Source organism: Candidatus Avedoeria danica, from assembly GCA_016703025.1.
In the GTDB taxonomy this organism is placed as follows: domain Bacteria; phylum Chloroflexota; class Anaerolineae; order Epilineales; family Epilineaceae; genus Avedoeria; species Avedoeria danica.
Genome location: JADJCV010000003.1, coordinates 188,021 through 207,162 on the forward strand (window position 1 = coordinate 188,021; position 19,142 = coordinate 207,162).

Consider the following 19,142-nt stretch of genomic DNA (forward strand, 5'->3'; position numbering starts at 1 on the left):
GTCCGCTACGGGCACGGGATCGCCTCGGCGATCGTCCGGTAGATCCCCTCGAGCTGGTTCGGCCCCGGCGCAAAGAAGTAGCGCCGGGGATCGCCGACAATGCCCCTCAGGAGCGCCGTGTCCACGCCATCGCCCAAGCCGACGGCGAAGAGCAGCGCCGGCACGGCGCGCAGTTGGGCGGCCGCGTTGTCGACGACCGTCGTCGGGCCGCTCTGGCGGCCGTCGGACAGCAGGACCGCCGCCGCGCGGTGGCCGACGGTGTGGCGCGGGCTGCGCAGCTCGCGCTCCGCCGCCTGCAGCGCGCGGTCGATCCGCGTCCCGCTGCCGCTCCTCAGGCCCGTGATCGCGCGCTCGAGCGCCGCCTTGTCGCTCGTGAGCTGCGCCGCCACGCGCGCCTCGCCGTCGAAGCCGATGACGGCCGCCTTGTCGCCCGTGTCGAGCGAGAGCTCGCCGACGAAAACCGTGGCGGCGCGCAGCGCCTGCGACAGCTTGGCGCCGGTCATGCTGTCGGAAATGTCGATGAGCAGCACGACGTCGACGCCCGCGGCGACCGGCTTGCAGAAGTTGCGGTAGGCCAGCGGCAGGTAGGCCGGCTGGGGCACGGGCGTCGCCGTCGGCGCGGGCGTCAGCGTCGGCGTCGGGGACGGCGTCGGCGGGACGACGCACACCGTCGGGACCGGGAACGTGAAGATCCGGCGGGCGCCGTCGGCGTCCGTGTACTCGGCCTGCGCCTGGTCGTTCGTCGGCATGCAACCGCGGCCGATCGGGCGGACGAGGTAGGTCAGCGTGATCCCGTTGGCCGGGAGGATCGATCGCCCCCACTCCAGCCGGTCACCCAGCGGCCGCGCCGGCGGCGAGACCGAGCCGTCGACGAGCGACACGCGCTTGGAGAGCGTGTCCGTGAGGATCACGTTGCCCGCCAAGCTCTCGACGACGACGCGCAGCACTTGGCGGTAGATCGGGAAGAGGTCGCTCGGGGTCGGCGCCGTATACACACGATCGGGCGCGCCGGCGATGCCGTTCAGCGACGCCACGTCGATGCTCGGCCCGAGGCCGATCGTGAAGATCTGGACACCCTTGGCCCGCAGCCCGACCGCCGCCTGCACCGGGTCGGGCATGTCCGGGTTCTGCCGCCCGTCCGTGAGCAGGACGATCACCGGCAGCGCCTCGACCCGTCCGAAGCGCGTCAGGTTGTCGCCGGCCCGCTCGAGGCCGGCGGCGATGTTCGTCCCGCCGTCGGGTGTGAGCGCCTGGAGGTGGTCGATGATCGTCGCCACGTCGTCCGTCAGCCCGTAGTCCATCGTCGCCTCGCCGGCGAACGACGTCAGGCCGAGGCGGTGGTGGCGCACGTCGAGCAGCTCGGCGAAGGCGCGGGCCGCGCCGCGGGCCGCCTCCAGCGGCGCGCCGCGCATGGACGCCGAGCGGTCGATGACGAGGACGATGTCCGCCCCGATGAGCCGGGTGCGGTCCGGGCAGCGGGCGCGCAGGCTGAGCGTGACGCGGGCCGCGTCGCCCTCGACGATCGTCGAAGGCGACGCGTGCTTGTCGCCCGTAACCTCGCAGCTCGCCGCGGCCGGCGTCGGCGTCGGCGTCGGGGCCTCGGGGGTGCGCGGGATGCCGTAGCCGGCGCTGAAGACGTGGATCGTCCGGCGCGCGGCATCGGCCAGGTAGACGAGGTCCAGCGCGCCCGCGATGTCCGACGGGAAGAGCGGCGTTTCGTTCTCGAGGACGGGGCGGAAGCGTGCGAGCAGGTTGGCGGCATTCGGATCGTGCAGCTCGACCCAGCCGTCGGCCATCACCGCCGCCAGCGCGTCGAGCTTGAGCATCCCATCGCCGCTGACCTGCGCCGGCGCGATCCGGCGTGGCCCGGCGAGCAGGCCGGCCGGGAACGTGGTGGCGGGCAGCGGCGGCGGCGGGAACGCCTGGATCTGGGTCTCGATGAGATCGGTCGCGTACACGAAGCCGCTCTGCCACGTCAAGTCGTACGGCCAGAGCGCGGTGCCGGCTTGGGCGTAGTGGCGCTCGACCGCGCCAGACAGCGCGTTCAGCACCCGGATCCGCCGTTCGCGCGGCTGGCTGACGAACACCGACCCACCGCCCGTGGCGATCCGACCGCCGAGGTGGCAGCCGCACGGCACGCGCCAGCGCGGGCCTGGCCCGCCCGGATCGAGCCGCATGACCTCGTCGCCGGTCGTCGTCACGAACAGGTCCTCGGCCCCGCCCGGCCCGACCGCCAGGTCGAGCGCGTCCGGCGGCGCATCGGCCACGAAGCGGACGGCACCGTCGGGCGCGTAGGCCAGCACCCGGGCGTCGCGGCGGTCGAGGGCGAAGATCTCACCGTCCGGCGCGGGTGCGAGGACGAGATCCTCGTCGGCATGGTACGGCGTCGGCGCCGGACGCCACGTGGATGTGATCGGCGCACCCACGAGCAGCGGCGGCTGGAACGAGCCCGGTCGATGGACCGTCGTCGTGAAGTGCTCGTCGCCCGACGTGAGCGCGAAGTGGTCGTTGGCCGGCGTGTCGAGGCTCCACGGCCAAGGCGTGGCCGGCAGCGGCGGCGCGCCGAGGGCGGCGGCGGCGTGTGCCTGCAGGATGATGCCGGTCGGCGCAAGGCTCAGCACGAGCGGCTGGCCGGGGTCGACGCTGTCCCGAGAGCGAACGAGGACGTGCAGGCTGCCGTCCTGGCCGACGGACAGCGCGGCCGGCGCCTCGTCCAACACCGTGAGGATGCCGTCCGGCGTTCCGTCCGCCTTGTACGCCGCAATCGCCTTGTCCGCCGGGCGTGCGATGAGGACGCGGTTGTCGCCGAGCACTGCCAGCCGCGTGGCCGCTCGATCGAACGGCGGCAGCGTGAAGCGCTGGTCGATCGTGCCGTTCGTCCGGATCCGGAAGACCTCGCCGTTGCCCAGGACGTACAGGCTGCCGCTCGGCCGGTGGAGCGCCGCATCGCGCACGTCGATCAGGGCGGGGTCGTTGCCGAGCCAGATCGGTTGGCGGAGGTAGTCCGTGTCACCGGCGCCCGCCGCGTCCAGGCGGCGCGTGTCCAGCACGATGCCGTCGGCCGTGAACGCGGGGTCGAGGGCGTGGCGTCGCCACAGGATGTGCACCTGGCCCCGCTCGCCGTCGGCCACGACCGCGACGGGCACGAACGCCAGCGTCGGGTCGGGGGCCAGGAGGGACGGGCGGTCGAGGGCTTCGATCAGCGTCCCGCGGGCATCGTAGTGGAACACGGCGTTGTCGCGGCCGTCGGCGGCGTAGAGATGGCCGGCGGGCGAGAGCGCGACGTCGATCGGCAGGCGCGGCGCAACCGGGATCGGCCAGCTGTCGACGCGGACGTAGCCGCCGTCGGACGCCGCGCGCCGCGCCGGCGCCGCCCGGCCGCCGCCTTCGGGCAGCGCGGCCGCGAGCACGAGGGCGACGCTGCCGGCCGCGGCGAACGCCAATGTGCGCTGCCACGGTCGCCGCGGCGTCGGCCGAGCGCGCGACACCGGGGCGGCGGGGGGCGTGTTCGGCCCGTCGGGCGCGGCGGCTGGGGTCATGGACGTCCGTCTCTCGAGGCGCATGAACGGACAGGCGCGGCGTCGTGCGGGCCGATGGCCCGGTCGGAAGCCGCGGTCAGGTTAGCTTATCATAAAGGACGCGGCAAGCAAGCCCAAGATATGGGCAATCGGTCTGGAAGCGCGGCTAATACGAGTGCACGCGCGAAAACGTCCGCCCCAACCGCGGCATGAACGCCACGAACGGTCCCCAGCCGGCGACGACGATCGTCGGGTTGTTCAGCCGATAGAGGCCGAAGCCGCCGCGCGTGTCGTGGACGATCGCCACGGCGCTGTACTCGCCGGACTGGCGCAGCGTGAACGTGCCGTGCTCCATTTGGGACAGCACGTGGTACGTCAGCGTGACGGTCTTCGACATCGGCTGGGTCAACGTCCACTGCAGCGCGGTGCTCTCGCGGTCGTGCGGGATCGGCGGGTCGAACGAGCCGGGCACGACGGACCAGACGCGGCCGTCCGTCGGCTGCCCGAAGCGGTTCGCGCCGCGGTTGAGGCTCTCGCGGACGTCGAGCCGCCAGACGCGCGCCTCCGTGGCCCAGGCGCGGCCGACGAGCTCGTCGACGGCCTCGTGCCACGCGACGACGGCCTCGCCTCGGCCGGCGGCGGCGCGAGCGGCGTCGCCCAGGCACGTCGTGGCGCACCCGTCGCCGGCGCACGCCAGCCGGACCTCGATGCCCGCCGCCGCCGCTTCGGCCAGCGGGGGGGCGACGTCCGCGCAGAGCGCCGCGCGCTCCGCCGCTCCGTCCGGCAACGTGGTCGCGCCGGCGACGAGGACGAGGATGTCACGCGCGGCGCGCACCGGGTTGTCGGGTGAGGGCGGATCGTCGTCGCGCGCGCACGAGCCGGATGTGGGCCTGGCGGATCGCCTCGGACAGCGTCGGCGCCGAATCGGGCTGCTGCGGGTCGGGCACGTCGACCCCTTCGCCGCTCAGGCAGAGCGCCACCTCTTCGGGGTCATTGATCACGCCGCACATCGTCCGCGCCCCCGGACCGAAGTCGATGCGCCCGATGCGCGCGTACGCGTTCGACGTGATCACCAGGCGGGCGGACAACGACGCGAGGCCCTGGCGCACGCCGGCGTCCGAGGCGACGAGCGCGGCGTCGGTGACGAGCACGGTGTGGGCCGGTTCGATCGGTGCCGGGCAGCTGAAGCTCAGGAACGTGCTCACGATCGCCTTCTCGGCGCGCCGGATGCGCGCCGGGGCCGCTTCCGTGCGGTTCGTCCGCTCGGGGTGGCAGAGGCTCGGCTGATCGCTCTGCGCCCGGACGACGGGCGCCGGCACAAAGGGCAGGCCGACGAAGGGCATCGCGGCGAGGACCGCCAGCGCGCCGGCGAGCGCGGCGAGAGCGCGCGGCACCAAGCGGGTCTGCCACGCAGTCCTTCGATCCGCTGACGGCGCGTGCGACGCCATCCCCTCGGGCCTTTCTCGGGCATCGAACTCGCATCAGTGCCCGTTGCACGACGGCCTCATCGAACCGGCTGGCGCTGGTGCCGGCGACGCCCCGACCGCATCGGCCATGGAGGCGGCGACGCGGTGACCGTCAGGGACGTCAGCATGTGGGGAGCTTCCGACCCAGTCTAACGAGTCGCTCGGCCCGCGTCAAGGGCTCTCTCCGCACGCAACTCTTAACGGCTGTTGTCGGGCACGGAGGGCCGGGCGGCGGATTGACTAGTGACAATAGCATTAAGGCATGGTACACTTGCCGACGATGAGCGCTGGGGCGCGGCCCCAGCATGGCCAGGAGGCAAGCGATGCGACCCCCCATGCGAGTCCGGATGATCACCGCCGCCGTCGTTGCCGCGGTCTGGACGCTGGCCGCCGGCCAAGGCGCCGACGCCGCGCCGCTGGCCCCGCCCGCGCCCGCTCACTACGCCGGCACCGTGTCGTACTACGGCGCACCCGCGCCGTTCGGCATGATCGTCAGCGCGCATGTCGGCGCCGTCCAGATCGCGATGGCGCCGGTGGTCTCGGGCGAGGGCGGCACGCACGTCTTCAGCATCAACGTCCCGGGCGACGACCCGGCGACGGGCGCCATCGAAGGCCCGGCGGAGGGTGAGCGCGTCCGCTTCCGGGTGCACGGCGTCCCAGCGGACAACATCGAGTTCTTCAATGCCGGAGAAGACCTGACGCTCAACCTCGAGGTCACGAAGATCGAGATCTGCATCGGCGCGTACGAGGATCTTGACCGCGACAAGGCGTTCGACCCGGCCGAGCCGTGGCTGGAGGGCGCCAACCTGAACGTCGTTCAGTTCTTCGTTGTCCGGAGCTACCTGACGTTCGGGAACGAGGAGCCGAGCTGTGCGATGCACGACGCGGTCGACACGCTCATCCGTGTCGTCGCGCCACCCGCCAACTACGACAGCGCGAGCCCGCTCGACGCGATCCAACGGGTCACGCAGCACCAGGGCGTCTTCAACACGTGGTTCCCGCTCGTGCCGACCGGTGCGACACCCACCGGCACCCTTCAGCCGACGACGACGCCCGCTACGCCGACGAGCACGCCGGCCGTCTTCCCGGGCCCGACCGGCGGCACCCCGCTCGCCTCGAACACCCCGACGGTCACGCCGTCGCCCACGAACACCCGCACCCCCACCCGCACCGCCACGACCGGCCCGTCGCCGACCCAGCCGGCGACGAGCATCCCGATGCCGACCGAGACGCTGCCGCCGCCGTCCGCGACGCCGACGGCCACCGCCACCCAGGACCTCAAGAGCACGCTGAGCGTGAACACGACCGCCGATCCGGACACGGTGGGCAACGCGACGCTCAGCCTGCGCGAGGCGATCCGCCTTGCGACGGGCGATCTGGCGTTGGCCGCCCTCTCCGCCGCCGAACGCGCCCGGATCAGCGGCGCGCCCGGCCCGCTGTCGGCCGACACGATCCGCTTCGCGCCGGCCGTCTTCCCGCCGGACGCCCCGGCGACGATCAACGTCCAGCCGCCGGCCGGCGTGAATCCGAACTCGGGCGACGACCCGAACGCGCTGCCGGCGCCCAAGCCATCGCTTCCGCCGCTGTCGACCGGCAACGACACGATCGACGGCACGGGCGCCGGCGTCGTCGTCTCGGCCGGCATCAGCCCCGAGATCCCGATGATGTTCGACGGGTTGACCATCACCTCGAGCGACAACGTGATCAAGGCGATCGAGCTTCGCAACTTCGAGAGCGCGATCGTCGTGCGCGGCGTGGCCGAGCACAACCACATCGGCGGCCGGACGGCCGGCGACGGCAACATCGTCGTGAACAACATCAACGGCATCGTGCTGCGCGGCGGGGAGGTGGCCACGACCGAGGTTCTCGGCAACAAGGTGGGCGTCGACCGCGCCGGGCAGGCGGCCGGCAACGCCGGCTACGGCATCCTCGTCACCGAGGGCGCCCATCAGAGCATCGTCGGCGCTTCCAACGCGCCGAACGTCGTCAGCGGCAACACGAACGGCATCGGCGTGACGGGCGACGGGACGACGGACAACGCGGTCTCGTCGAACCGGGTCGGGACGAACGCGGCCGGGACGGCGGCGCTGCCGAACGGCACCGGCGTCGTCGTGGCGGATGGCGCACAGGGCACGATCGTCGGCGGCGTCTCGGGGGCCGACGGCAACACGATCAGCGGCAACACCGGCGACGGCGTCTGGCTCAAGGACGAGTTGACGCAGTTCACGAGCGTCCAGAGCAACCTGATCGGCGTCGCCGCCGACGGCGTGACACCGCTGCCCAACGGCGGGGCCGGGGCGCTCGTGACGGATGGCGCCGACCAGAACTTCCTCTCGTTCGGCAACATCATCGCCTTCAACAAGGACCGCGGCATCAAGGTCGTCGGCGCACGGGCGCTGCGCAACACGATCCGCCGCAACAGCATGTTCGACAACGCCGGCGGGGCGATCGTGCTTCTGGACGGCGCCAACAAGGACCTGCCGGCCCCCATCCTGACGGACACCGGGATGTTCATCGCCGAGGGGACGGCCGTGGCGAACAGCTTGGTCGATCTCTACTCGGACGGCGGCAGCCAGGGCCGGATCTGGGAGTTCACGGTCCGAGCTGGTGCGGACGGCCGCTTCCGCGTGGCGCGGCTGTTCCAGGGACCGAACATCACGGCTACGGCCACGGACGCCGAGGGCAACACGAGCCCGTTCGGCCATGACATCGACCTCGACCCGACCCCCGGACCGTCGCCGACCGGCGGGCCGACGGCCGTCCCGACGCTCGAAAACGTCGTCGGCCGGATCTTCCTGCCGTATCTGAATCAGAAAGCGGCGGTGTTCGAGGTGCTGACGATCGAGCCGCCCTACAGCGCGATCCCGATGGGCGGCCTCGTCGACCTCGCCGTCGTGGCGCACGATCTCGTCGATGTATACGGCATGCAGATCGTCTTCGACTTCGACCCCGACGTTCTCCAGATCGTCGATGCGAACCCGGACGTGCCGGGCGTTCAGATCGCACAGGGCGATCTGCCCGAAGCGGATCGTGCCTTCTTCGCCGAGAACCGCGTCGACGTCGCCAACGGCCAGATCTTCTTCACCTGGACGCTGCTGAAAGGGGCGCCGCTGCAAGGCTCCGGCATCGTGGCCCGCATCCGGGTCCGGGGCCGGGGTCCGGGCCGATCGCCGCTGACCGTCAGCGAGCTCATGGTGAGCGATCCGACGGCCCGCCCGATCCACCTGCGCCGGCGCGGCGCCATCGTCGACGTCGCCCCGCCGCCGAACGCCACGACCGCCCCGCCGCCGACCGCGACGCCGATCCCGCCAACGGCGCCGCCCACCGCCGTCCCACCGACGGCGCCCCCGACCGCCACCGCCACCGTCGCCCCGCCGACACCGACGCCGACGCGCACCGCCACGCCTCCGCCGCCGACCGCGACGCCGAGCGTGACGCCGAGCCCCACGTCGACGACGCCGCCGTCGCCGACGCCGACGACCGGGCCGACGAACACCGCGACGGCCAGCCCGACGGCCTCGCTGACGCCGACGGCCACGCTGAGCCCGACGGCCACGCTGACACCGACGGCCACGCTGAGCCCGACGGTCACGCCGACGCCGACGGACACCGCGACGCCGACGGAGACGCTCACGCCGAGCGCGACGCCGACCGCCTCCGACACGCCGACGCCCACGGACACGCCGACCGTGACGCCGACGCCGACGGACACGCCGACGCCGACGGACACGCCGACGCCGACGGAGACCGCGACGCCGACCGAAACGCTCACGCCGAGCGCGACGCCGACGGCCACCGATACCCCGACGCCGACGGATACACCGACGGACACGCCGACGCCGACGGAGACGCTCACCCCGACGATTACGCCGACGCCGACGGAGACGCCGGTGCCGAGCGACACGCCGACACCGACGCGGACGACCGCGCCGACGCCGACGTTCACGCCGCTCCCGACGGCCACGCCCGTGCCGACGCGCACGCCGCTGCCGGCGCCGACGCCGGATGGTTGCGCCCGACCGCTCGTGAACGCCGGCTTCGAGAGCGACGCGTCGTGGACGCTCGGCGGCGCCCGCCCGCCGCGCTACACGGACGCGATGGGCCACGCCGGCCGGCGCAGCCTCGTGCTCGGCGTCCTGCCCGACGAGCCGAACCGCCTGTCGTACTCGTCCGCGTGGCAGCCCGTCCTCGTGCCGCCGGATGCGCGCACGCTGATCGTGGGCGGGTGGACGTTCGAGGAGGCGCAGGCCGGCGGCGGCCCCGATCGCCAGCTCATGCTGCTCTACGACATCGACCCGGCGCTGAACGGCAGCGGCCAGCGCGGCCCGATCGCCACGGTGTTCAACGTCCGCTCCGACGCCAAGCAATGGCAGCGCCGAACGCTGACCTTCGACGTCACGCTGCGGCGCAACCAGCGGCTCTGGCTGTACAGCACCGTCGTAAACGACGGTACGGGCGGGCGGGCCTGGATGTTCATGGACGATATCGAGATGGCGTTCTGCCGCTGAGCACTCTCGCTACGCGATGCATACCTTCGTCCGCATCGTCCGACCCGTGATCCTCCCCCTCCCCCGGACTTGGGGGAGGGGGTCGGGGGGTGAGGGCCGTGGGCCGAGCGGCAGCGCGCCACCCGTACCCCCGCACCTACGCCGCCCGTTCTTATGAAGTGAGTGATGTCCGAACGCCGCCTCGTCCGCCGCGAACGCATACCTCGACCCCGCCGGGCTTGGCCAAGCGGCGCCGGGGCGTTGCTTGGCGCCGGATCGTCGTCGCGTGCAGGCCGAGCGCTGACGGCGGCGGCGGTCGTCCTCGTCGGCGCGCTCAGCCCGCTCGTCGATCTGCCGCACGCCGCGCCCGTGCGCGCTGCGACGGTCCGCGTCGTGGACGACGATGCGGGCTGCGGCGGCTTGGCGCCGTGCTACGGCACCGTCCAGGCGGCGGTGGATGCGGCGCAGAGCGGGGACACCGTTCGCGTGAGGCCGGGCCGCTACATGGAAGCCGTCCTTGTCGTCGACAAGGCGCTGTCGTTCGAGGGCCCCGGCGTCGGCCCGTCCCCGGGAACGCCTGACCCGGCACGGCATGCGATCTGGGGCACGTCGAGCGGCGCGCTGACGGTGGACGCGTTCAGTGGCGACATCACGGCGACCGCCGTGAGCGGCTTCGTCTTCGCCGGCGTCCCCGGCGCGCGCGGTATCGCGTTGCTCGGACGGCGGGCAGGCGAGCCGGGGCCGGCCGGTCGACCTGTCGGCGCGGTCGACACCCGGATCACCGCGGCCGAGGTGCGGGACTCCTCGTTCGAACACGAACCGCCGGCCGCCGCCCGGCTGGCGGGGGCGAACGACGCGCCGGACGCGCGCGACCCGGCGGCGCTCGTCGCGGCGCGGGTCGGACGGCTCCAGGTGGACGACGTTCGGATGGCGGGCGCTTCGGACGCGGCCGGACTCGTGCTCGTCGACGTCGACCAAGCCACCGTCCGGCGTTCGACGATCCGCGACTATGCGGCGGGCGTGCGCATCTTCGAGTCGCTGCCCCCGGTCGGGCGGGCCACGCTCGTCCTCGGCGGCGCGGCCGCCGACGGGAACCGTCTCGGCGGCAACCACGGGCCGGCGATCGAGCTGATCAACACGGCCGGCTCGGGCACGACGAGCGACGTCCTCGCCGGCGACAACGATTGGGGGGTCTCGACGGCCCCCGAGATCGAGGGCTCGATCGTCGACGGCCGTGATGCCGCCGGGCTCGGGCGCGTGCGGTGGCAGCCGCCGCACGGCGTCCCGGCCGCGGTCACGCTGGCGCCGACGCCGCCCCAGATCGAGGCGGACGGCCAGGCGCGCGCCGCGCTCGTCGCCGCCGTCGCCGACGCCGTCGGGCGGCCGGTGGCGGACGGCGCGCTCGTCAGCTTTGCGCTCGTCGGACCGGGCACGCTGCAGGGCGGCGGCGGGACGGCCGAAGCCGAAGGCGGCGCCGTGCGGCGCACGGGCGAGTGGGGCGTCTTCAGCGCGACGACGTACGGGCCGAACAGCGGTGGGAGCTACGTTCGGAGCGAGCGACCGGGCGATGCGCTGGCGTGGGCGTTCGACGCCCCGGCGGCGCTCTTGCGCCTCGGCCATGGCTCGGGCGCCGACGCCGCCGTTTCCGTCGCGGTCGACGATCGGCCGGCCGTCGTCCTGTCCGCCCGCGGCGAGGCGGACACGTGGGTCGACCACGTGATCGCCCGCGATCTCGGTCCCGGACCGCACGTCCTCACGGCGACGGTGCTGACCGGGCGGATCGCTCTCGACGCGCTGGCCGCCGGGCCGACGACGCGCGGCGGCACCGCCACGGCGCACGTCGTGGCGCCCGCCGCCGTGGGCGAGGCGACGGTGACGGCGGTGGCGTGGGGGGCCGCGGGGGCGAAGAGCGCCAGCGCGACGATTCGGTATGTGGCCGGGTTGCCGTCCGCGATGCGGCTGTCGTTCGGCGCGCCGCGGCTGGCGGTCGGCGGCCGGACGACGTCGGTCACGGCGGCCGTCGAGGACGGGCTTGGACGGCCGGCGCCGGACGGCACGGTCGTGACGTTCGCCGCTTCGGGGGTGACGCTGGCGACCTTGACCGAGATGACGCGCGACGGCCGCGCGACCGTTGGGTTGACGAGCGGCGACGCCGTCGGCACGGCCGTCGTGACGGCCACCGCCGGGGCCGGGCTGGTGGCCACGGGCACGCTCGATATCGTCGCCGGCCCGCCGGCGGCCGTCGAGATCGTCCCGTCCCGCCCTTCGATGACCGCGAACAGCCGCGACGAAGCCTTGATCGTCGTACGGGTGCGGGATGCGTTCGGCAACCCGGTCCAGGACGGGACCGGCGTGACCGGCGCAACGGACCTCGGGACGTTGACGATGCACCGAGCGGTGTCGGCCGGCGGGATCGTGACCGGTGTGCTGCGGGCGGGCGCGGCGGCGGGCACGGCGACGGTGCGCGCGACGGCCTCCGATGCCGGCGGCCGGGCCGAGGGCACGGCGGCCGTGGCGTTCGTGGCGCCGGACGTGTCGATCAGCAAGATCGTGGAGCCGGAGTCGGTCGTCGTCCCGGGCGAGCGCATCACGTATACGGTGCGCTACCGCAACAATGGCCCGGGCACGGTGTATGGCCTGCGGATCGAGGAACCGTTCCCGCAAGGGCTGCTCGGGGCGCGGATCGAGACGTTCGGGCCACCGCTCGAAGCGGACCCGGCGGCCGAGTACGCCTTCAGTGCGCCGCGGCTGACGGCCGGGCAGGGCGGGTCGATCGTCATCAGCGCCCGCGTCGACACGAGCCTGCGCTGGGGCAGCCGGTTCACGATGACGAACCAGGTGCGCGCGTTCGCGCCGGGCACCGCCGAGCGGACACCCGCCGACAACGTTGCTGCGGCGACGATCGTCATCGCGCCCGAGAGCGTGTACACGTTGACGCTCACGGCCCCGGAAACGCTCGCCGTCGGCGGCGCGAGCGGCGAGCTCGTCATCCGGGCGTTCGACAAGTTCGGCCGGCCGGCGCAGGACGGCACGCCGGTGTCGCTGTCCGCGGAGTTCGGGATGGGCACGGTCACGCCCGAGCTCGTCACGACGGAACACGGCGTGGCGCGGGCGACGTTCGTCTCCGACCGGCGCGCCGGGCTGGCGCGCGTGCGCGCGCTGACGCTCGAGGGCCGCGGCGCGATCGCCCGCATCCAGATCATGCCCGGCCCGCCGACGCTCCTCGACCTCGTGGCCGGCGCTGCGGCGGCGGAGGTCGGCGGCGCCACGGTGCCCGTCACGGTGACGCTGCGCGACCAGTACGGCAACCGCGCCGGCGGGGAAGAGGTGCGCTTCGAAAGCGACCTCGGCGTGATGACGCCCGCCCGCCGCTTCGCCGCGCCGTCGGGCGTCGCCACGAGCACGCTGACGACGGGCACGCGGACCGGGCTGGCGACGATCGTGGCGCGCGGTGCGGCGCGGCAGGCCAGGGTGACGCTCGATATCCGCCCCGGCCCGCCGGTCACGCTCGACCTCCTCCTCGCGGCCGCGTCGGCGCCGCCCGGTGCGCGCGTGCACGGCTGGGCGACGGTCCGCGACCGCTTCGCCAACCCGGTGCCCGGGGTCGTCGTGCGGTTCACGACGGACATCGGGCGGCTGAACCGCGCCGAGGGGGCGACGGACGATGGCGGGCGGGCGGACATCGAGATCGCAACCACGGTCGGCGACCGGGGCAGCGGCCACGTGCGGGCGAGCGTCCGCAACGGGGTGTCGCTCGACGCGTCGGCGGCACTGGCGGTGGATGCGGCGCGCGTGTACCTGCCGATCGGATTCCGCACGCGGCGCTGACGCCTTCGCGCGGGCTGGGGCATCGGGCTCGTCGCGCGCCGGCTCTCTCCACGAACCTCTCGGCCTGTCCGGACCGCGCGAATGCGTCGGGACGTCGCCGGCCGAACCCCGGCGCTGCTGCGTATGCGAATTCTCCAGCAGCATCCATGACGAAGTAGCCAAACTCGACACCCCCGGCAGTATCTCTGCAGCTCACCTGGCGTTAACCTGCACAGTCGCAAAGGGCCGAACCGTCGTGGCCGTCCCTGCGTGACCCCTGCGCCGCAGTCCTTTCTGCACGCCGCAGGCGTCTGTGCTCACCGTAAGCGTCGAAATCAAGAGAGGGTTGCGACGGATGTTGAAACACTGGAATGCGCGAATCATCATGGCGTTGGCGGCGCTCGGCCTCGTGGCCGTGGCCAACGGCTCAGTGGTCCATGGCAAGCCGGCCGAGATGCCTTCACAGGAAGTCACCGGCGGGCGGTTGGGGTTCATCCCCAACGGTGGGCAGTGGGACGAGGCTGTCCAGTTCCACACCGAGAGTGGCGGTGTGGACGTCTGGCTGCAGCGGGACGGCTACACCTATGCCGTCGCGAACGACCACACCGGTGAGGCCCCGATCCTCACGGGCAATGAGCCCGACGTGGTTGACCCGCAGGGCGTCTACAGCGCCGACGTCCACGCGGTGCGCGTGACGTTCGAGGGCGCATCCGAGGCCACGGCGCTCCTGCCCACCGGCCAGCAGGCGGGCAAGCACAACTGGCTCGTCGGTCCGGAAGAGGACTGGGTCACGGACCTGAACGCCTACGGTGGCGTGAGCTACCGTGACGTCTGGCCGGGCATCGAGGCCTCGGTCCGCACCGGCGGCGGCCCGATGGCCGTTGGTCAGCAGGCGCCCGGTGGCCAGTCGGTCGTGAAGTGGAGCTACCACCTCGCGCCGAACGCCGACCCGTCGCAGATCCAGCTTCGCTTCGAGGGCGCGGACAGCGTCGCGATCGAGAACGGGTTGCTGAAGATCGGTACCCAGCTCGGTGACTTCACCGAGACCGGGCTGATCGCGTTCCAGGACGTCGCGGGCGAGCGCCGCGCGGTGAGCGCGGAGTTCACGCTGGTCGGCGACACCGTCGGCTTCGCGGTCGGCGCCTACAACCCGGCGCTGCCGCTCGTCATCGACCCGGTCGTCCTCTTCTCGCGCCGCTTCGGCGGCAGCTCGACCGACCTGTCGTCCGGCATTTCGCGCGACGGGGCCGGCAACCTCTACACCTCCGGCTGGACGGCGTCGACGAACTACCCGACGCAGAGCGGCTTCCAGAACGCGGCCAACGTTACCTATGACTGCTTCGTCACGAAGACGAACGCCGACAACTCGGCGCTCACGTACTCGACGTACATCGGCAGCAACAGCACGGACGCGGACTGCCGCAGCGTGCTCAACCCGAACAACGAAGTGATCCTCTCGGCGATCACGTTCAGCACGCTCTGGGTCGGCGCGCCGTTCCTCATCGGCACGCCCGGCGGGACGCCCGATGTCGGCATGGTCATCCTGAACGCGGCCGGCAACGGCCTCGTCGCCTCGGCCCGCGTCGGCGCGACCAGCAGCGACTACGCGCACGGTCTCGCCCGCATGCCCAACGGCAACATCGTCGTCACCGGCCAGACGTTCTCGACGACCGGCTGGCCGGCGCTCGGCGGCTTCCGCCCGGCCCTCATCGGCTCGCCGGACGGCTTCGCGATCGTCCTGAACAGCGGCATCTCCGCTGCGACGGCGTTCTCGTACTTCGGCGGCAACAGCTCGGACTACGGCGGCGGCGTCGCGGTCGACGCCAGCAACAACATCTACGCGATGTACGGCACGCTTTCGACGGATCCGACGCTCATCGGTGGCGGCGGCGGCAACTACGACGTCGGCGTGGCCAAGTTCAACTCCACGTTGACGGCGCAGACCTACAACTCGCGCTTCGGCGGTAACTCGACCGAGCCGTTCAGCCCGTGCGACACGTGTGCGCCGGGCACGCTCTACCAGACGGACAATAGCCTGATCGCCGTCGACGCCGCGGGCCGCGTGTACGTCACCGGCGCGACGGCATCGACGGACTACCCGACGACGGCCGGCTCGTTCCAGCCGGCGGCCTCGGCGGTGTACGACGGCTTCGTGACGATCGTCAACGCCGCGGGTAACGGGCTTGCGGCGTCGTCGTACCTCGGCGGCAACAGCACGGACACCGGCAAAGCGATTGGGATCGACGGCGGCGGCCGGGTCTACGTGGCCGGCCACACCGCCGCCACCAACTTCCCGACGACGCCGGGCGAGGTCCAGGGGACGAACGCCGGCAACTACGATTACTTCCGGACGATCTTCCTGCCTGACCTCAGCGACATCGTTTGCAGCACCTACTGGGGCGGCAACAGCACGGACCATGTCGCGGACATGGAGATCGTCGGCAACTACAAGACGATCCTGAGCGGCACGACCGCCAGCGCGAACTTCCCGCAGATCCCGAGCGGCTCGACCGTCTTCGGCGGCGGAGGCGGTTACGACATCGGCAACGCCTACCTGAACTGCGGCGGCGCCAACCTCGTCATCACGAACTCGGCGCTGACGAACCGCGGCTCGGTCCGCACGTCCGTCAGCCCGATCGCGTTCCCGGACGGCAACGGCGCCGAGCCGATGGCGGTCCAGCCGCCGGCGGCCGAGGCCGACGCGGCGGCGCCGGTGGCGGCGGACGGGGCCGTCCTGCCGTACGCGGTGCAGCAGCTGCCGGAGAACGAGGAGTGCCTCGCGCCCGGCAACTTCGTCCAGATCACGATCGAGATCACGAACACCGGCCTCTCGGATCAGCTGGGCGCCGGGCCGGAGTACGTCGCATCCTGGGACGGCGGCCTGCTGGCCGGCCAGCCCGGCTCGTGCGCGTTCTTCGTCGGCGCCGGCAACTGCCAGGTCAGCGCCAGCAGCGTCAGCGTCGACGCCGACATCCCGTCGGGCGGCGTGATCCAGTTCGCCTGGATGGTCCGCATCGCCGGCGGCCTGGCTGCCGGGACGGTCATCCCGGTCAACCAGACGCTGTTCTACGACACGGACGATGACGGGATCAACGAGAGCTTCCCGCAGGACGCGCTGGGCTTCACGCTCAACTGCTTCCCGACGGTCTGGCCGAACAACCAGCTCGGCAAGCAGGTCCACCTCCCGATCCTGAACTTCCAGGGCCAGGACGACGTCTGCGAGAGCTGGATCGAGGTTCAGAACATCGGTTGCCGGATCGCCAAGGCGGCCCTGGTCACGTGGGGCGAGCCGGGCTTCTGCCCGCCGCAGGCCGCCGGCCCGCTGAAGGTGGAGTGCACCGGCCTCCTGAAGCCCGGCAGCACGTGGAACCTCTACGGCGCGCAGGTTCCGACCGGCTCGAAGAGCGGTATCCTCTTCAAGCTGTCGGCCCGCCAGCTGTCCGAGGACGGCATCGACGTCATCCCCGAGGACGACATCACGGGCGACTACGTCTGCGAAGTCCTCTTCTTCAACGTCGTCGGTGACGCGGACGACTATCGCCGCTTCAAGAAGGCCTACAACGAGGGCCTCGTGTTCGACGGCATCGACATGGTCCGCGCTTCCGGCGACGGCCTGCTCGCGGTCGACGTGCACCGCAGCTGCCCCGGCGACGCGACCCCGGGCGTGGACGTGACGAGCAAGTACAACGGCCTGGCCGGTACGCACCTCGGCACGTACGACGAGGTCTACGGCGGCTACAGCTACTACGTGCCGCTCGTGTACGCCAGCGCCGCTGGCTTCAACACGATCATCTACATCCAGAACGGCGGCCTCATGTGCTCGTCGCTGGAGATCTGGTTCAAGGCCCGCGACGACTGCCTGCGCGCGACGATCTGCGACATCGCGACGCTGGCGCCGGGCGAGACCTACCAGCTGGACGCGAACGACTGCGTCGGCCCGGACTTCCAGGGCAGCGCGTGGATCCGCTCGACCCAGGTGATGGGCATCGCGGTGGACATCATCGGCGGCGACGTCCTGATGACCTACGTCGGCGAGCCGGGTGAGATCAACTACACGTTCGACCCGAACAAGTCGACGACGCGCGACGGGAACCAGGTGGCGTTCGCGCCGCTGACGTACAGCGAGTACCAGGGTTGGGACGCCGGCATCCAGGTGCAGAACCTGAGCGCGGTGTTCGCGGCGAAGGTGAAGATCTACTTCCTGGACCGCGGCGGCGACATCATCACGACGCTGGTGGACTGGGTCTGCCCGCGCGGGAGCCAGACGTTCTTCCTGCCGGTCGTGTTCGACCTGCCGGGGAACTGGGTCGGGAGCGCGCGCGCGGAGAGCCAGGAGTGGATCTCGCCGGGCAGCCCGAACGTGCTCGCGCCGAACATCGTGGGCATCGTGACGCTGATCAAGTACACGGACGTGGCGCGGACCTCGAAGAGCGAGGCGATCGCCTACAACATGCTGCCCGAGCACAAGATCTACGACTGGCAGCTCGGCTTCGGCGGCGGCGGGTTGGATAGCGGCATCGGGCTCATCGCGATCCCGTCGCTGCTGAAGGACCTGGAGAACAGCGGCCTGACGTCGGAGATCGCGATCGCGAACGTCGTACCGAAGCCCGGCTTCACCGACCTCGTGATCTACTTCTACGACCAGAACGGCCTGCTGGACTACGTGTGCCAGAAGCTGAACGAGAAGCAGGTCGAGTACATCGACCTCCAGACGTGGGGCTACATCAGCGACGGCTTCAAGGGCTCGGCGATCATCAGCGCCTGGTTCTGGGAGCACGACGTGTTCGACGACACGGGCTTCTTCCTGCGCAACCTGGTCGGCCTCGGCGCCGTGTCGGTGGAGCGCAAGGGGGACGCACTTGGGCGAGGACGTACCGGGCGACGAGTCGGCGGGTGACCGCGGCATCCCGTTCGCCCAGACGTTCGACGAAGAGGGCGAGCCGCTGTTCGAGTTCTGCTTCATGGGCCCGCTGCCGCTGTGCCCGGGCTTCGTGGACAACCGCCCGGCTCCGGGTGACTGCGTCGCGGCCGGCTTCGGTGCGGCGACGATCGAGATCCCGGGCGGCGCGCCGTTCTCGGCGTACCCGCGCGGTGATGTCGGTGGCGGCAACTGCACGAACGCGGGCGTGAACGACCGCAACTGGGGCACGCACGAGTTCTCCGTCTGCCCCGGCACGAACGACATGACGGTCACGATCAACACGGTCACGCTGGCGCCGTTCAACGGTGCGAGCTGCGGCCTTGCGGGTCAGGACCTGTTGCTCGCGCTGTTCATCGGACCGGACGGGTTCAACCCGAACGCCGAGTGCGAGAACTTCATCGAGAACAACAAGCCGGACTTCCAGGGTCTCGGCGCCGGCTCGTCGTACACGTTCCAGATCCCGAATGCACCAGGGGCTTACACGCTCATGATGCAGAACAACTGCGACACGACCCCGCCGCAGTCGATCGGTAGCGTGGACTTCGAGATCAACTAGCCGATCGGCCGGTTCGGCCGGCGGACCGGGCAGCGCCCGGTCTGACTGAAGAACCGCCACCGCGACGCTCGTCGACAGCCGCCCCCGGGGATTCCCCGGGGGCGGCTGCTGTTTGCCCGGCATTCCGACGGCGAACCACTGGGGCTCGGCGCTCGAATCACCGTGCTTCGGCTGCCGTTCAGACCCGACTGCGGGCCGTCGCGTGCGGGGCGGCCGTCCGTCGGCATGTGCTGCAAATCTGCTTATCGTTCTGCACGCGGTGCGCGGATGCGGCGCAGAATCGGCTGGATCAATGGCATTGCTGCCGAAAATGACAGGCGCTCCCGTATCTCCGGCTCACATCTCGCGTTAATCCGCACATGTCACCACGGGTCGGCCGTTCGGCCG

At 71.9% G+C, this 19,142-nt stretch carries 7 protein-coding genes; 4 read left to right on the forward strand and 3 right to left on the reverse strand.

Annotated features, from left to right (window positions below):
* Positions 1–5: 5 nt before the first annotated feature.
* From IPG72_02760 to IPG72_02770, 3 genes are all read right to left on the reverse strand, one after another.
* Entirely contained in the window at positions 6–3,539 is a 3,534-nt protein-coding gene (locus tag IPG72_02760; GenBank protein MBK6767952.1) for a VWA domain-containing protein, read from the reverse strand.
* A gap of 145 nt (positions 3,540–3,684) precedes the next feature.
* A complete protein-coding gene (locus IPG72_02765; protein ID MBK6767953.1) occupies positions 3,685–4,353 on the reverse strand; it encodes a hypothetical protein in 669 nt (222 codons plus the stop codon).
* Positions 4,337–4,915: a hypothetical protein gene (locus IPG72_02770; GenBank protein ID MBK6767954.1), complete on the reverse strand. Its 579-nt coding sequence runs from the start codon at positions 4,913–4,915 to the stop codon at positions 4,337–4,339. Before IPG72_02770 ends, IPG72_02765 begins: the two co-directional genes overlap by 17 nt.
* A 392-nt stretch (positions 4,916–5,307) precedes the next feature.
* Here IPG72_02770 and IPG72_02775 point away from each other — a divergent pair, with 392 nt between their 5' ends.
* The 4 genes from IPG72_02775 to IPG72_02790 all read left to right on the forward strand — a co-directional run bounded on the left by IPG72_02775 (position 5,308) and on the right by IPG72_02790 (position 18,755).
* The gene (locus tag IPG72_02775) at positions 5,308–9,492 is read left to right on the forward strand and encodes a hypothetical protein (GenBank protein MBK6767955.1); all 4,185 of its coding nucleotides are present in this window, start codon (positions 5,308–5,310) and stop codon (positions 9,490–9,492) included.
* A gap of 165 nt (positions 9,493–9,657) precedes the next feature.
* Entirely contained in the window at positions 9,658–13,299 is a 3,642-nt protein-coding gene (locus IPG72_02780) for a DUF11 domain-containing protein (GenBank protein MBK6767956.1), read from the forward strand.
* Positions 13,300–13,633: 334 nt separating this feature from the next.
* Entirely contained in the window at positions 13,634–18,175 is a 4,542-nt protein-coding gene (locus IPG72_02785; protein MBK6767957.1) for an SBBP repeat-containing protein, read from the forward strand.
* Positions 18,138–18,755: a hypothetical protein gene (locus IPG72_02790; GenBank protein ID MBK6767958.1), complete on the forward strand. Its 618-nt coding sequence runs from the start codon at positions 18,138–18,140 to the stop codon at positions 18,753–18,755. Before IPG72_02785 ends, IPG72_02790 begins: the two co-directional genes overlap by 38 nt.
* The last annotated feature ends 387 nt before the right edge of the window (positions 18,756–19,142 follow it).

Bases quoted from the DNA above. Each gene is read 5' to 3' on its own strand.
- IPG72_02785 (MBK6767957.1), top strand. From the start codon at position 13,634: ATGTTGAAACACTGGAATGCGCGAATCATCATGGCGTTGGCGGCGCTC.
- IPG72_02780 (MBK6767956.1), top strand. From the start codon at position 9,658: ATGTCCGAACGCCGCCTCGTCCGCCGCGAACGCATACCTCGACCCCGC.
- IPG72_02775 (MBK6767955.1), top strand. From the start codon at position 5,308: ATGCGACCCCCCATGCGAGTCCGGATGATCACCGCCGCCGTCGTTGCC.
- IPG72_02760 (MBK6767952.1), bottom strand. From the start codon at position 3,539: ATGACCCCAGCCGCCGCGCCCGACGGGCCGAACACGCCCCCCGCCGCC.